This window comes from Gemmobacter aquaticus (assembly GCF_007859075.1).
GTDB classification, from domain to species: domain Bacteria; phylum Pseudomonadota; class Alphaproteobacteria; order Rhodobacterales; family Rhodobacteraceae; genus Gemmobacter; species Gemmobacter aquaticus.
Map to the genome: position 1 here is coordinate 1 of NZ_VOAK01000005.1, position 13,982 is coordinate 13,982.

Sequence of the window (13,982 nt, forward strand, 5' to 3'; positions counted from 1 at the left end):
AGCGCATCCCCGCCGGTCGCTGGGGCCGACCCGAGGATATCGCCGGAACCGCCGTCTACCTCTGCTCAAACGCCGCAGCCTATGTCCACGGCGCTGTCCTCAATGTCGATGGCGGATGGATGGCGCGGTGAGGGTCTTTTGTATCGACGAGGCAGCGGGAGACGTCGCGCAGACCAATTACTTGCCGGCGCAGGCGGCGATGTGCTCAACACCGTCGTCGAACGCTTTGGTCTGGTGGCGCCATATGCCTTTGTCAGCCATTTCGCAGACGACCGTTTCGGCCAGATATCATTGATGCGCTGTCGATCCAGCGCGCCCGGCACGGGGGGCGGAAATCTCCTGACTGTCCGGCGACAACGAGACGGGGTTTTCCGCCAGATGAGCCTCGCCTCCAAACCTTGGCGGTCCAGCGCGGCAGGGCTGGCAGGACATAGAGTTCGGCCAAGATGCCACGGAGGGTGTCCGGTATCCCTGTGCGAAGTCGCGGGTCGGGCCATTGCTGATATCGGGCAAAAGCACCCGTACCGTCGCCTTGGGCAAGGTGAGCATTGCAAGGATACTGGTCACCTGGCCCGCGGGCGGAGGAATTCGCGGCCTGCCCCGGATGCACCCAGAAAGGAGGGTCCGTCGAAGACGCTGCAATCACTGAAAGCGACGAGGTGACAGGGGAAGCCAGCCTGCAGACGAAATGGGGGCGACGATCAGTGGGGCCGCCCGATCCACTCTGTTGATCGCAGGCCAAGTTTACGACCACATGTGAGCGGCGGCCCCTCTGGGCGGTCTGCCGAGGGCGGAAGGGTTCAGAGAAGCTCTGAAAGAAAAAGGGACAAAGCCTGCGTTCTGGACCGGCCGCCGCGCGGGAAAGCCGTCCGCTGCGACAAGCGACCCCGGCGATGCCGCAATGGCATCGAGATCATGTTCTGCCTTTGGCGATCATTGTGCCCGAAGTCTGGGGCACGCCTTTCTTTGCGAGCCGAAGGCGAAATGAAATAAACAGTCAATCGACAGTGTTTACATCACGCCAGAGACTTGGTCATCTTGCCGATTATGGAGTTTCTGAATGTAAACCACAGCCCCGGTCTCGTGGCGATGTCTTGTGTGCTGGCGTTCGTGGCTGGCTTCACGGGCCTATCTCTGACACGTGAACTTGCCCTTGCATCGATGCTGCAGAAGAAGACTTCGGTTGCTTTGGCATCTGTAGCCCTGGGCGGCGGCATCTGGGCCATGCATTTCGTGGCGATGCTGGGCCTGCAACTGCCCATCCTGTTCTACTACGATGCGGCAATCACACTTGTATCGGCCCTGTCAGCGATCCTCTTGGTCGGCGCCGCCCTGATCCTTCTGCATTTTACCGAACGGACCCCGCTGATCATCTCGCTTGCCGGCGGCATCGTCGGTGTGGGCGTTCTGGTCATGCATTACATCGGCATGAGCGGGCTGGAGCTTTGCAGTGCGGTCTATAGTGTGTCCGGGGTGGTCCTGTCTTCACTGGTCGCCATAGTGCTTTGCGTTCTGGCGATATGGATTGCCTACGGGCGCCGCACCAAGCGGAATATCGTTCTGGGCACCCTGTGCTTTGCCATCGCCGTTTGTTCCGTGCATTTCCTTGCCATCGCTGAAACCAACTTTGTCGAAGAGCCAATGGTGTCCGAGTTTGGTTCGGCCATCAGCAACCAGACGCTGGCACTGGGTGTGATCTTCTTCAGTTTCGTGATCTTCGGGGCGTTTCTGTGGGTCGGTGTGACCTACCTTGAACCCGCTCAGACCGCCAAACCCATGACGCCAGAGGAGCCACTGCCACCCGCACCGCCGATGGCGCCGGCACCCGCCGACCTGCGTATTCCTTGTGCGCGGGACGGGATCACGGTCTTCGTCCGAGCGGCAGATGTTCGGTTTGTGCGGGCTTATGGGCATTACACCCAAGTCTTCACCAAGGATGAGCAATTCTTCTGCGCCTGGCCCGTGGCCGAGGCTTCGAGGCGGTTGCTGGCTGTCGGTTTTCTGCAAACGCACCGCAGCTATCTGGTGAATCCCGCATGGGTGACGCGCTTTGAGCGGACGAAGGATGCGGGTCGATGCATGTTTGACGGCAGCGATCTGCCATCGGCGCCTGTCAGCCGATCAAAGCTGAAGGTGATACAGGACATCTTGGCTTCGCAGGTCAGCGCAACTCGTGCCTAGTCGTGCGCAACTCGTGCAAATGGCCCGTGCTTCGTTGATTTTCTAGTGCCAAGGCATGCGCGTGTATGCAGCCTCCCCCCTAGCCAGAACATTTGCTTTAGGGAGGAGAAAGCCGATGATTCCAGCGGCATTTGACTATCACAGACCCAAGGACATTGCCGGGGTCCTGGCACTGCTTGCGGAACACGGAGATACTGCCCGTGTGATGGCGGGCGGTCACAGCCTGATCCCAATGATGAAGCTGCGCATGACCGATGTGCAGCATCTGATCGACCTGCAGGATGTGGGCGGACTGTCCGGAATTGAGATCGGCAGCACCAGCATCCGGATCGGGGCTTTGGTCACCCAGGCCGAGTTGATCGACCATGCGCGGCTTGCCATTGCCGCACCGATCCTGCGCGAGGCCGCCCTGCAGATCGCCGATCCGCAAGTGCGCTATATGGGAACAATTGGCGGAAACGTTGCAAATGGCGATCCCGGCAACGACATGCCGGGGCTGATGCAGTGCCTGAATGCGAGCTTCACCTTGGCAGGCCCGGATGGTGAGCGGCAGGTTGCGGCGCGAGAGTTCTACGAGGCCGCCTATGTAACAGCCCGCTCGGATGATGAGGTCCTGACGGCGGTGACGATCCCGATGCCGGCCGGTGGCCATGCCTACGAAAAGCAAAAGCGCAAGATCGGTGACTATGCGACGGCAGCGGCAGCGGTGCAAATTGTCAACAGCGGCGGCACTTGCTCCAGCGCCGCGATCGCAATGACGAACCTTTCGGACACGCCGGTCTTTTCGGAAGCCGCTGGAGCCGCCCTTGTCGGCAGTTCAGTCGATAATGCAGCGCTGAATGCCGCAGTTGCCGCAATGCTGGAGGATATCGACCCGACTGAAGACAACCGCGGACCCGTTGCCTTCAAGAAACATGCAGCAGGCGTGATCCTGCGCCGCGCCATTGAGCGTGCCTGGTCGCGGGCCTGAGGGGGGAAAGCACATGGCAAAGAAGATGCACATCAAGCTGAAGGTCAACGGCAAGGAGGAGGAATTCCTCGCCGAGCCACGTGAACTTCTGATCTATACGCTGCGCGAGCGGCTGAATATCACCGGACCGCATATTGGGTGTGAAACCTCGCATTGCGGGGCCTGCACCGTGACGATCAACGGCAAATCGGTGAAGTCCTGCACCATGTTCGTGGCGCAAGCCGATGGGGCTGACATCACCACGATCGAAGGTATCGGTGCGGCGGGTAACCTTCACCCGTTGCAAGAGGCCTTCAAGGAACATCACGGGCTTCAGTGTGGCTACTGCACGCCCGGGATGATCACCCGCGCGGCGAAGTTGCTGGAAGAAATTCCAAGCCCGACCGAGGAACAGATCCGTTTTGGCATGGCTGGGAACATCTGCCGATGCACGGGCTATCAGAACATCGTGAAATCCATTCAGGCCGCCGCGGCCCAGATGAATGCAGCCAGGGAGGCGGCGGAATGAAGGACGAGATCTCACGCGATGACCGCGTCGCCAACCTCAAAGGCATGGGCTGCTCGCGCAAGCGGGTTGAGGATGCGCGCTTTACCCAGGGCAAGGGAAACTATGTCGACGACATCAAGCTGGACGGGATGCTCTTTGGCGATTTCGTTCGCTCCCCCTATGCCCATGCCCGGGTCACGAACATCGATACATCGGCAGCCCTGAAGGTGCCGGGCGTTCTGGCCGTTCTGACGGCTGCCGATCTGGCGCCCCTGGGCCTGCACTGGATGCCCACCCTTGCCGGTGACAAACAGATGGTTCTGGCCGACGGAAAGGTTCTGTTCCAGGGCCAGGAAGTGGCCTTTGTCGTGGCCGTTGACCGCTATGCCGCTGCGGACGGCATCGATGCTGTGGTCGTCGACTACGAAGAGCTGCCGGTCATTGTGGACCCGTTTGAATCGCAGCAATCCGATGTGGTCCTGCGTGAAGATCTGGTGGCGCTGGATGGCTCGATCCCGCCGGGTGCGCATGGCCCGCGCAAGCACCACAACCACATCTTCACCTGGAGCGCCGGTGACAAGGACCCGACGCTGGAGGTCATCGCCAATGCCGAGGTGGTTGCCGAAGCCAGCATGTATTACCACCGGACGCATCCCTGCCCGTTGGAAACCTGCGGCTGCGTCGCCTCCATGGACAAGGTGAATGGCAAGCTGACGCTTTGGGGCACGTTCCAGGCCCCGCATGCAATCCGGACCGTTGTTTCGCTGATCTCAGGAATTGAAGAGCACAACATTCGCGTGATCTCGCCTGATATCGGGGGCGGTTTCGGCAACAAGGTCGGGGCATATTCGGGATATGTATGCTCGGTCGTCGCCTCCATTGTAACCGGCAAGCCGGTCAAGTGGATCGAAGACCGGATGGACAACCTTATGACCACCGCCTTTGCCCGCGACTATCACATGACCGGAAAGATCGCGGCCACCCCGGAGGGCCGGATCACCGGCCTGTGGTGTCATGTGACTGCCGATCATGGTGCGTTTGATGCCTGCGCCGACCCGAGCAAGTTCCCGGCCGGTTTCATGAACATATGCACAGGATCCTATGACATCCCGACCGCTTTTCTGGAGGTCGACGGCGTGTACACCAACAAGGCCCCGGGCGGAGTCAGCTACCGCTGCTCGTTCCGGGTGACCGAAGCCGTCTACTTCATCGAACGGATGATCGAGGTTCTGGCGATCAAGCTGAACATGGATGCGGCGGAACTGCGCCGGATCAACTTTATCCGCAAGGAGCAGTTCCCGTACAAGGCAGCGCTTGGCTGGGAGTACGACTCGGGCGACTACCACACCGCCTGGGACAAGGCGCTGGCGACTGTCGACTACGCAGGCCTCAGGGCCGAGCAAGCGCAGCGCGTGGCGGATTTCAAGGCCGGAAAGACCCGCAAGATCATGGGGATCGGGCTGTCCTTCTTCACCGAGATCGTGGGGGCAGGTCCGGTGAAGAACTGCGACATCCTTGGTCTGGGTATGTTCGACAGCTGCGAAATCCGTATCCACCCCACCGGGTCGGCTATTGCGCGGCTCGGTACGATCTCGCAGGGCCAGGGCCACGCAACCACCTTCGCGCAGATCCTTGCCTCGGAGATCGGCCTGCCTGCCGACAGCATCACCATCGAGGAAGGGGATACCGATACCGCGCCCTACGGTCTTGGTACCTATGGCTCACGCTCGACGCCGGTCGCAGGGGCCGCAACTGCGATGGCTGGCCGCAAGATCCGTGCCAAGGCGCAGATGATCGCGGCGTGGCTGCTGGAAGTCCACGACAACGACGTGGAATTCGATGTGGATCGATTTGTCGTGAAGGGCTCGCCCGAGCGGTTCAAGACAATGAAGGAGATCGCCTTCGCCGCCTACAACCAGGCAATTCCGGGGCTCGAACCAGGTCTGGAGGCGGTCAGCTACTATGATCCGCCAAACATGACCTATCCCTTTGGGGCCTATGTCTGCGTCATGGACATCGACGTCGATACAGGTGTCACCGAGATCCGCCGCTTCTATGCACTGGACGATTGCGGCACGCGCATCAACCCGATGATCATCGAAGGTCAGGTGCATGGCGGCCTGACCGAGGCGCTGGCGGTGGCATTGGGGCAGGAGATTGCCTATGACAAGATGGGCAACGTGAAGACCGGCACACTGATGGACTTCTTCCTTCCAACGGCTTGGGAAGTTCCAAACTATGAGACCGACTTCACCGTGACGCCCAGCCCGCACCATCCGATTGGTGCCAAAGGGGTGGGCGAAAGCCCGCATGTTGGCGGTGTGCCCTGTTTCTCGAATGCGGTGCAGGATGCCTTCCGACCCTTCGGGAACATCCACACCAACATGCCGCACGATCATTGGCGGATCTGGCAGATGGCCAACAAGCTTGGTCTTCACGGCTAAGGGATAGTGTCGGGCGGGGCGCGTCCCCGTCCGACACGCACAGAACATGACCTGGACCTCTCTCAAATCCCGTCTGGCTGGCGCTGGCTATGTTGCATCGGATGACCTCGCCGTCGCCTTGCAACTGGCCCTGACGCTTGGACGACCACTTTTGCTGGAAGGTGCCGCAGGCGTCGGCAAGACCGAGATTGCGCGAACCCTTTCGATGATCGAGGACACCCGGCTGATCCGGCTGCAATGCTATGAAGGCCTGGACGCCTCACAGGCCATCTATGAATGGAACTATCAGCGCCAGCTTCTGTCGATCCGCGCCGCCGCAGAAAGTGGCGAGACGGGCAAGGCGGTGGAAGATCGCATCTTCTCTCGCAGTTTTCTGCTGGAACGGCCCTTGCTGGCTGCGATCACGCAGGCCAAGGCCCCGGTCCTGCTGATCGACGAGATTGACCGCGCGGATGAGGAGTTTGAGGCCTTCCTGCTGGAAATCCTGTCAGACTTTCAGGTCTCTATCCCCGAACTTGGCACAATCTCAGCCGTGACACGACCCATCGTGATCCTGACCTCGAATGGCACGCGCGATCTGTCCGATGCCCTGCGACGCCGTTGCCTTTATACTTACGTCGAATACCCCGACCGGACAACGGAATTGGCCATCCTCAAGGCCCGTTGCCCGGAGGTAGAGGCACGGCTTGCCAACCAGATTGTCGGCTTTGTGCAGAAACTTCGGGAAGAAGAACTGGAAAAGACCCCCGGCGTCGCGGAGATGCTGGATTTTGCTGCGGCGCTCATGGGTCTTGGTATCGCGGACCTGACGGATGACCCGGCGGTCTTGCACTCAACACTGACAACTCTCCTGAAGACCAGAACCGATCAGGCGCAGATCACCAGGGAAGTCGCCAGTCGCCTTGCGGGAAAAGCCGCATGAGCCGGGTGACCAAATTCGCCGCCCGCGACCCCGGCCCTGCAGCACGGGTCGCGGGCTTCATTGCCCATTTGCGGCAGAACGGTCTGCGCCTCGGTGTTGCCGAAGCGGAACTTGCGATGGCGGCCTTGGTCGAGGTTGACGCCAGTCGCCCCGAAGACTGCCGCCGCGCCTTGCAGGCCGTATGCACGGGCTGCAAGGAAGAAGCGGAACGCTTTGGCGATCTCTTCAACAGCTATTGGATGGATATGGGCCGGGTCCGGCAGAAGGTGATCCCCGCGCTGTCGCAAAAGTCAAACGAAGACGTCCATTCCACACGCGATGCGAAGGGGCAGGATCTTGGCACTGCCGGCAGGGCCACCGCGCCAGATGACAAGGGCGATGAGGCTGAGAGCGAAGGCACCGGCAGACTGATCGCGACCAAGCAGCGCAACTTCAAACGCCGCGATTTGCGGGATCTCGTTCGCCCGGAGGAGATTGCCGAGGCCCAGGAAATCGCTCGACGTCTGGGTGCGGCGCTGCGTGACAGGCGCTCGCGCCGCCGGGTTGCCGCACAACGCGGAGACCGGCTGCATTTTCGCAAGATCATCCGTCAGAGCCTGTCTACCGGGGGTGAGCCCTTGCGCCTTTTTCGCAAGCGTCGCCCGGACCGACCCCGGAAAATCGCGGCGCTGTGCGACGTGTCCGGTTCAATGACGGTCTACTCGAAGGTTTTTCTGGCTTTTCTCGCGGGTTTGATGCGCGCCGACACTGCCGCCGACGCCTATCTTTTCCACACGCGTCTTGTGCGAATCACCGAGGCCCTGCGCGACAAGGATGCGATGCGCGCCATTGGACGAATGTCGCTGATGGCGGATGGGTTTGGCGGCGGCTCGAAGATTGGACCATCGCTGCAGCGCTTTGCCAATACCTATGCCAAGCGCTTCGTCGATGGCCGGTCCGTCGTGCTGATCCTGTCGGATGGTTACGATACCGAGGCCGCTGAAGTCTTGTCCGACGCCTTGGCCAAGATCCGCAAGCGCGGCTGCAAGATCATCTGGCTGAACCCGCTCAAGGGTTGGACAGACTATGCACCTGTGGCCGCAGGAATGGCGATGGCTTTGCCATATCTGGATTTGTTTAAGGCAGCCAACACCTTGGGTGATCTTGCGACACTGGAACAGGAGTTTGCAGCGCTATGACCCCGGCTGAAGTCCTTCGTGATGACTTTGCAGAAACCGCGCGAGAGTTGCGCGCCAAAGGCGAGCCCTTTGCCTTTGCGACGATCGTTCGAACAGCAGGGTCGACAGCTGCCAAGCCAGGAGCAAAGGCGCTCCTCAGTGCTGACGGCACGATCTTGCAAGGTTTTCTCGGCGGAGGTTGCACGCGGGGTGCGGTGAAGCGGGCGGCGCTTCAGGCCCTGCAGGAAGGTGTGCCGCAGCTCGTATCGGTCGCACCCGAGGATTTGCTGGCAGAGAAAGGTGTCGCTGCGGGCGATGAAGTTGACGGGGTGAGGTTCGCGCGCAATGGCTGCCCGTCACGCGGCACTGTCGACATCTTCATCGAACCCTGTCTTCCTCTGCCAAGGCTGGTGGTCATGGGCGCTTCCCCTGTGGCACAGGCCCTGGTTGCAGTGGCGCCGCAGTTTCATTGGTCAGTCGTTGTTGAGCCGACGTCGGATAGACCTGACCAGCAGAGCTTTGTCGTCGTGGCTACGCAGGGCCAAGGCGATCTTGACGCTCTGAAATCAGCGCTGAGCATGAACACGTCGTACATCGCCTTCGTCGGAAGCCGCCGAAAGTTTGCAACCTTATCAGAGAAGCTGCTTGCTGCGGGTCTCGATCAGGCCAGCATCGCCCGCATCCATGCCCCGGCTGGCCTCGATATCGGCGCCGTGACGCCTGAGGAAATCGCACTCTCGATCCTGGCACAAATGGTGAGGGGGCGGCGGACGGCGATGAGGCGAACCGATGCGTGACGTCACAGCAATCATACTTGCCGCAGGTTTTTCCCGGCGCATGGGTGACCAGAACAAATTACTGTTGCCCATTAACGGCATCCCGATGATCCGGCACGTTGTCGAGGTTTATGGCGCCATATCGACCCGACCGGTTCTGGTGGTAACCGGGCACGAGGCAGAAGATGTCGCAGCCGCCATTGCACAGAGCAACGCCATCCCGGTATTCAACCCAGCCTACGCCCAAGGGCAACCGACCTCCGTCGCGTGCGGGCTAAGGGCGGCGGACGATGGCTGCGATCTATTGGTTGGTCTTGGCGACCAGCCGCTTCTCACGCCCAAGGATTTGCGCGACCTGCTGGATGCCCATGCCGCAGCAAATGTGGAACGCATTTCGATTCCTGTCCGGGGTGAGGAGCGAGGCAACCCGATCGTCATCCCGTCTGCCTTGCGGGCGCGCCTCCTCGCGGACCCGCACTCACCCGGCTGCAAGAAGTTTACCCGAGCCAATCCTGACCATGTCCAATTCCACACACTAACGGCCACAGGGTTCTTCACAGATGTGGACACGCCCGAGGCCTATTCGTCGCTCATCAACAGCACCATGGAGGCGGCCCAATGAAGACCCTGAAACGATTAGTCGCGCACTTGCGCCGCAGACTGGCACTCACGCCCGAACAGGCCGAGCAATTGGCCAGAATCAAACACCCCTGCTGCTGAGAAGGAAACTGCATGGAACTTGAAGACGAAGTCATCATCAATGCGCCCATCGAAAAGGTCTATGCCGCATTGAATGATCCTGCGGTCCTGCAGCAGTGCATCCCCGGTTGCGAAGAACTGATCAAGCACTCCGACACCGAACTGGAAGCCAAGGTTGTCTTGAAGGTCGGACCGGTCAAAGCCCGGTTCAGTGGCAATGTGCAGTTGGACACCCTGGGCGCGCCGGAAGCGTTCTCGCTGACAGGACAAGGTAATGGCGGTGTAGCTGGGCATGCTAAAGGTGGGGCTGACGTTACACTGACGGCGGATGGGCCCGACAAGACAATCCTGCGATACACTGCCAAGGCCGAGATCAACGGAAAGCTCGCCCAGTTGGGCAGCCGTCTGATCGTCAGCACTGCGAAAAAGCTTGCGGCCCAGTTCTTCCAGTCTTTCGCCGATGTCGTGAACGAAAACCAAACCGCCTAACCCTCCCTCCTGCGCCGACCATCCGTCAGAGATCATCGATTTCTGCGCGGCGCAGTTCGCGTGGCAGCGCTTCCTTTGGTTGCCTCGCTGGGCATCAAAGGGAGCGCTGACAGAGATGTTGGCTTGCTTGCCTTTCAGGTAAGTGCATCGATCATGACAGTCTCCCTCTCGGTGGCTGCGGCGGCCGTGCCCGCCATGATCCGGGCAAAGGCACCCATGCCGCACCAGCGCTTCTGTCGGTTGTAGTGCGTCTTCGGCAGGCCAAGTTCGGCAGGGGCCTCGCACCAACGCAACCCATTGCGAATGAGAATGATGATGCCGCTCAAGACGCGCCGATCATCCCCCCCTCGGACGACCATGACTCTTGGGGGAAATGGGCGAAGACGGTCCATTTGTGCTGCAGTCAGCCAATACAGGTTGCCTATCGATCACGTCCCCAGGCGATGCCTGAAGCAGGGCTGAACTGGATGATCACCAGGCCCTGAACCGAGCTGTCGGGCGCATTAGCGGAGTGCATGGCCAAAGCACTCCGCCGATGGCGTCACGACATGATCAAACCGCCATCCACGTTGATCGTCTGTCCAGTGATATAAGCCGCGTCTTCCGAGGCGAGGAAGGCGACGAGGGCTGCCACCTCGGCCGGAGTTCCGGCGCGGCCCATTGGGATACCCTCGACCCATTCGGCCATCAGTTCGCCTGGGCCGTATTCCCCAAGCATTTTTCCCCAGACACGGTCGTTGTAATCCCACATCTCGGTATGGATGATGCCGGGACAGATTGCGTTGGCAGTTATGCCCTCGCGCGCCAGTTCCTTGGCGAGGCTTTGCGTCAGTCCGACAACGCCGAACTTCGACGCAGCGTAATGCGGCGTATAGATGAAGCCCTGCCGTGCCTGACCCGAGGCGGTGTTGATCAGCCGTCCCCTTGTGCCGCTGGCGCGGAAACGGCGTATCGCTTCCTGGCAGCAGAGGAACACGCCCTTTGTGTTGACGTCGAGGTTCATGTCCCATTCGCGTTCGGTCAGGTCTTCGACCTTCGCGATGGTGATGACGCCCGCGTTCTGGACCGAGATAGAGACGGCCCCAAGTTTGGCTTCGGTTTCGGCAAAGACTGCCTTGATCGCAGCGGCGTCGGTCACGTCGAGCGGGAAGCCCAGAACGATGCTACCGGTTTCGTCGGCAATGGCGCGGGCGGCTTCGGCGGTGTCTTTTTCGATGGCGGCTATCGCGACATTTGCGCCTTCAGAGGCAAAACGCGTGGCTATGCCGCGTCCAATCCCCTTGTTTCCACCCGTGACCACCACGGTCTGACCTGCGAAGCGTTTCATGTCGTCTCTCCATGTGACGCAGCAAGCCTGATCCCGCCTGTTGACGGGTTCACTCGGTTAGGCGTGCTGCCGTGAATTTGTCGGTTACAAGAACGTCAATCAGCCCGAGACGCAGCGCGCCCGCGATTGCAGCAGTCTTCGCCTCACCACCCGCCAGAGCCATCACCCGATCTGCCTTCTTCAGATCGTCGAGTGATATGCCAAGCACCCGTTCATTGAGCGGGCTTTCGACAAGGCGCCCTTCCTTGTCGAAGAAACGGAAGGACAACTCTCCCACAGCGCCCGCTTCATCAAGCTGCGCCAATTCATGCTTGGAAAAGACATTGCCTGATCGCGCCAGAAGTTCGGAGGGTTCGACCGCACCGATCCCGACTATGGCAAGGGTCAGCCGATCAAACAGGTTCATCGTCTCGCGCACGGCCGGGTCGGCGAGCATGATGAGCTTTGCTTCGCGCGACGATGCGACGCCCTGCACAAGCAAAAGCCGCGCCTCCCCGCCCGTCAGCTTCGCAAGGCGGGCGATGAGTTGCGTGGCATGGGTCTGGACCGAGGCGTCGCCCATCCCGCCCAGCATCTGCACGATATATTTGGCCTTGGCGGCCTTGAGCGGGTGGATGTTGTCCACCATCCGCAGGATTGTCTGGCTCCAACTGGATACCCCGATCACTTCACCTGGTTGGAGAGTGACTTCGAGGAAATGCGCCGCAGCCTCGCCAATACGGGCCATGATCGCCCCGTCGCGGTCTTCGGAGCAGTCAACGACGATGGCTTCGGTCAGGCCATACCTCTCGCGCAGTGCTGTTTCCAACTCTGCGAAGGTGCCCTGCGGCGGGATGATCGTCGTTCGCACGATATCTTCCTGCTCGGCGCGTTTCAGCATCCGTGACACAGTTGCCTGCGACATGCGGAGACTTTCCGCGATTTCAGCCTGTCGCCTGCCCTCGATGTGATACATCTGGGCGACCCTTGCGATCAGCCGAAGTTCGTTGACGCGACCCATGACACCTCACATGTGAATTTTTATTCACCCTTAATTCAGGAGGTCCGAACCGTCGAGCGTTTAATGGCGTCTTGCCAGACTGCGAGGCGGGCAAGCACATCGGTCTTCTGTGGTGAGAGTGTCTTGCGCCCACGGGGCAGCGCTTCGATCGCGTCCAGATCAGGCCATATCCCCAGAGACAGACCCGCAAGATAGGCCGCGCCAAGTGCCGAGGCTTCCGGCGCATCGCATTGGATCAGCGGGTGCTCGAGCGTATCGGCGACACATTGCATCAGGAAGTCGTTCTTGCTCGGCCCGCCATCTGCGTAAAGCTTGCCAAGCGGTGCTGGCGATTGGGCTGACATGACAGCAAACACATCATGCGCTTGAAACGCCATCGAGTCTGTCACCGCCCGCGCCATCTGTGCGCGGGTTGTGTTGAACGTAATGCCGCAAAACAGGGCGCGGGCATCCGAATGCCAATAGGGTGCGCCCAGACCGACGAAAGCGGGCACAAAGCCCGGACCATCCGGTGCGGCCGTTGCGGCAAGATCGGTCAAGGCCTGAACATCCGGCAGGGCCAGCATGTCGACCATCCACGGCAGCGCGGCCGCAGACACAAGGATGTTGCCTTCAAACGCATAGGTCGGTTTGCCGCCGATGGACCAAGCGATGGTCGTGGTGATCCCGTCCTGAGGCGCGATGTATCCGGGCAATGTCGTCATGATCGATGATCCAGTGCCGAAAGTCACCTTGCCATCGCCCGGGTTGAAGGCGCCGTGGCCGAACAGCGCGGCATGGCTGTCGCCAATTGCCGATGCAACCGGGATGCCATCGGGCAGTCCTGTCACGCCGCGCGTGCTTCCGAAATTTGATGCACTGTCACGCACATCGGGCAAGCTGGACTTGTCGACGCCAAAGAGCGCGCAGAGTTCATCGCTCCAGACCTGGCGCTTCAGGTCGTAAAACTGGCTGCGGGCTGCGTTCGATGCATCGCAAGCATGCACGGCGCCGCCGGTGAAGCAATGGATCAGCCACGCGTCTACCGTGCCGAGGCGAACCTTACGGCCAGCGGGGACGCGGTCGAGCAACCACCGCATCTTTGGCCCCGGAAACATCGGATCGATGGGCAGACCCGTCAATTCCTGCACGCGCGGCGCGTGTCCGGCGGCGATGAGCTCGGCACAAACCGGAGCGGAGCGGCGACATTGCCAACTGACCAGTGGCCCGAGCGGTTCCCCGCTGTTCGCGTCCCAAGCGGTGACAGATTCACGCTGGTTCGAGATGGCGACGCCAAGGATGTCGACCTGCGCCGCACGTGCCAGACAGGCGGAAATCGCTTCTTCGACCGAGGCCCAGATACGGCGAGGGTCCTGTTCGACCCAACCGGGCTGTGGATGTTCGATCCCCACGGGGGAAGACCCGCGGGCGAGGATTTCGCCAGTTTCGGAAACAAGCACTGCTTTCGAGTTGGTGGTGCCTTGGTCAATGGCAAGTATGGCGCGTGTCATGCTGTCTCCGACAATAAGATTAAGGGGCGTGGGCAGGGAG

The 13,982-nt window shown here is 60.6% G+C and carries 14 protein-coding genes; 10 read left to right on the forward strand and 4 right to left on the reverse strand.

Features of this window, described 5'->3' with window-relative positions:
- The 10 genes from FQU74_RS01325 to FQU74_RS01370 all read left to right on the forward strand — a co-directional run.
- Window positions 1-131, forward strand: a 131-nt coding sequence (locus FQU74_RS01325; protein ID WP_146284146.1) for an SDR family oxidoreductase, incomplete at its 5' end; no start/stop codon positions are given.
- A 916-nt stretch (window positions 132-1,047) separates the two neighbouring features.
- On the forward strand, window positions 1,048-2,181 hold the full coding sequence (locus FQU74_RS01330; RefSeq protein ID WP_146284699.1) for an MHYT domain-containing protein: 1,134 nt from the start codon (window positions 1,048-1,050) through the stop codon (window positions 2,179-2,181).
- Between the two features lie 115 nt (window positions 2,182-2,296).
- Window positions 2,297-3,151, forward strand: coding sequence for an FAD binding domain-containing protein (locus FQU74_RS01335; protein ID WP_146284642.1), 855 nt, complete (start codon window positions 2,297-2,299; stop codon window positions 3,149-3,151).
- Between the two features lie 13 nt (window positions 3,152-3,164).
- Entirely contained in the window at window positions 3,165-3,659 is a 495-nt protein-coding gene (locus FQU74_RS01340; protein ID WP_146284644.1) for a (2Fe-2S)-binding protein, read from the forward strand.
- Window positions 3,656-6,082, forward strand: a complete 2,427-nt coding sequence (locus FQU74_RS01345) for an aerobic carbon-monoxide dehydrogenase large subunit (protein ID WP_146284646.1) — start codon at window positions 3,656-3,658, stop codon at window positions 6,080-6,082. The genes FQU74_RS01340 and FQU74_RS01345 overlap by 4 nt, the downstream gene beginning before the upstream one ends.
- A gap of 46 nt (window positions 6,083-6,128) precedes the next feature.
- The gene (locus FQU74_RS01350; RefSeq protein WP_146284648.1) at window positions 6,129-7,004 is read left to right on the forward strand and encodes an AAA family ATPase; all 876 of its coding nucleotides are present in this window, start codon (window positions 6,129-6,131) and stop codon (window positions 7,002-7,004) included.
- Window positions 7,001-8,182 carry a vWA domain-containing protein gene (locus FQU74_RS01355; protein ID WP_146284650.1) on the forward strand — a complete coding sequence of 394 codons (1,182 nt, stop codon included), beginning with the start codon at window positions 7,001-7,003 and terminating at the stop codon, window positions 8,180-8,182. Before FQU74_RS01350 ends, FQU74_RS01355 begins: the two co-directional genes overlap by 4 nt.
- Complete coding sequence (locus FQU74_RS01360; RefSeq protein WP_146284652.1) at window positions 8,179-8,958, forward strand: XdhC family protein; 780 nt, start codon at window positions 8,179-8,181, stop codon at window positions 8,956-8,958. Before FQU74_RS01355 ends, FQU74_RS01360 begins: the two co-directional genes overlap by 4 nt.
- On the forward strand, window positions 8,951-9,559 hold the full coding sequence (locus FQU74_RS01365; RefSeq protein ID WP_146284654.1) for a nucleotidyltransferase family protein: 609 nt from the start codon (window positions 8,951-8,953) through the stop codon (window positions 9,557-9,559). The genes FQU74_RS01360 and FQU74_RS01365 overlap by 8 nt, the downstream gene beginning before the upstream one ends.
- 110 nt (window positions 9,560-9,669) lie before the next feature.
- Window positions 9,670-10,125 carry an SRPBCC family protein gene (locus FQU74_RS01370; RefSeq protein WP_146284656.1) on the forward strand — a complete coding sequence of 152 codons (456 nt, stop codon included), beginning with the start codon at window positions 9,670-9,672 and terminating at the stop codon, window positions 10,123-10,125.
- 134 nt (window positions 10,126-10,259) lie between these two features.
- Here FQU74_RS01370 and FQU74_RS01375 read toward each other — a convergent pair whose 3' ends face one another.
- The 4 genes from FQU74_RS01375 to FQU74_RS01390 all read right to left on the reverse strand — a co-directional run bounded on the left by FQU74_RS01375 (window position 10,260) and on the right by FQU74_RS01390 (window position 13,942).
- Window positions 10,260-10,550 (reverse strand): transposase, encoded by a 291-nt coding sequence (locus FQU74_RS01375; RefSeq protein WP_373289061.1) that lies wholly within the window; start codon window positions 10,548-10,550, stop codon window positions 10,260-10,262.
- A gap of 116 nt (window positions 10,551-10,666) precedes the next feature.
- A complete protein-coding gene (locus FQU74_RS01380; RefSeq protein WP_146284661.1) occupies window positions 10,667-11,452 on the reverse strand; it encodes an SDR family oxidoreductase in 786 nt (261 codons plus the stop codon).
- 49 nt (window positions 11,453-11,501) lie between these two features.
- The gene (locus FQU74_RS01385; RefSeq protein ID WP_146284663.1) at window positions 11,502-12,452 is read right to left on the reverse strand and encodes a sugar-binding transcriptional regulator; all 951 of its coding nucleotides are present in this window, start codon (window positions 12,450-12,452) and stop codon (window positions 11,502-11,504) included.
- 35 nt (window positions 12,453-12,487) lie between these two features.
- Window positions 12,488-13,942, reverse strand: coding sequence for an FGGY family carbohydrate kinase (locus tag FQU74_RS01390; protein WP_146284665.1), 1,455 nt, complete (start codon window positions 13,940-13,942; stop codon window positions 12,488-12,490).
- Between the last annotated feature and the right edge of the window lie 40 nt (window positions 13,943-13,982).

Coding starts and splice junctions, on each gene's coding strand:
- FQU74_RS01365 (WP_146284654.1), top strand. CDS start 8,951: ATGCGTGACGTCACAGCAATCATACTTGCCGCAGGTTTTTCCCGGCGC.
- FQU74_RS01370 (WP_146284656.1), top strand. CDS start 9,670: ATGGAACTTGAAGACGAAGTCATCATCAATGCGCCCATCGAAAAGGTC.
- FQU74_RS01355 (WP_146284650.1), top strand. CDS start 7,001: ATGAGCCGGGTGACCAAATTCGCCGCCCGCGACCCCGGCCCTGCAGCA.
- FQU74_RS01330 (WP_146284699.1), top strand. CDS start 1,048: ATGGAGTTTCTGAATGTAAACCACAGCCCCGGTCTCGTGGCGATGTCT.
- FQU74_RS01360 (WP_146284652.1), top strand. CDS start 8,179: ATGACCCCGGCTGAAGTCCTTCGTGATGACTTTGCAGAAACCGCGCGA.
- FQU74_RS01380 (WP_146284661.1), bottom strand. CDS start 11,452: ATGAAACGCTTCGCAGGTCAGACCGTGGTGGTCACGGGTGGAAACAAG.
- FQU74_RS01385 (WP_146284663.1), bottom strand. CDS start 12,452: ATGGGTCGCGTCAACGAACTTCGGCTGATCGCAAGGGTCGCCCAGATG.
- FQU74_RS01335 (WP_146284642.1), top strand. CDS start 2,297: ATGATTCCAGCGGCATTTGACTATCACAGACCCAAGGACATTGCCGGG.
- FQU74_RS01350 (WP_146284648.1), top strand. CDS start 6,129: ATGACCTGGACCTCTCTCAAATCCCGTCTGGCTGGCGCTGGCTATGTT.
- FQU74_RS01340 (WP_146284644.1), top strand. CDS start 3,165: ATGGCAAAGAAGATGCACATCAAGCTGAAGGTCAACGGCAAGGAGGAG.
- FQU74_RS01345 (WP_146284646.1), top strand. CDS start 3,656: ATGAAGGACGAGATCTCACGCGATGACCGCGTCGCCAACCTCAAAGGC.
- FQU74_RS01390 (WP_146284665.1), bottom strand. CDS start 13,942: ATGACACGCGCCATACTTGCCATTGACCAAGGCACCACCAACTCGAAA.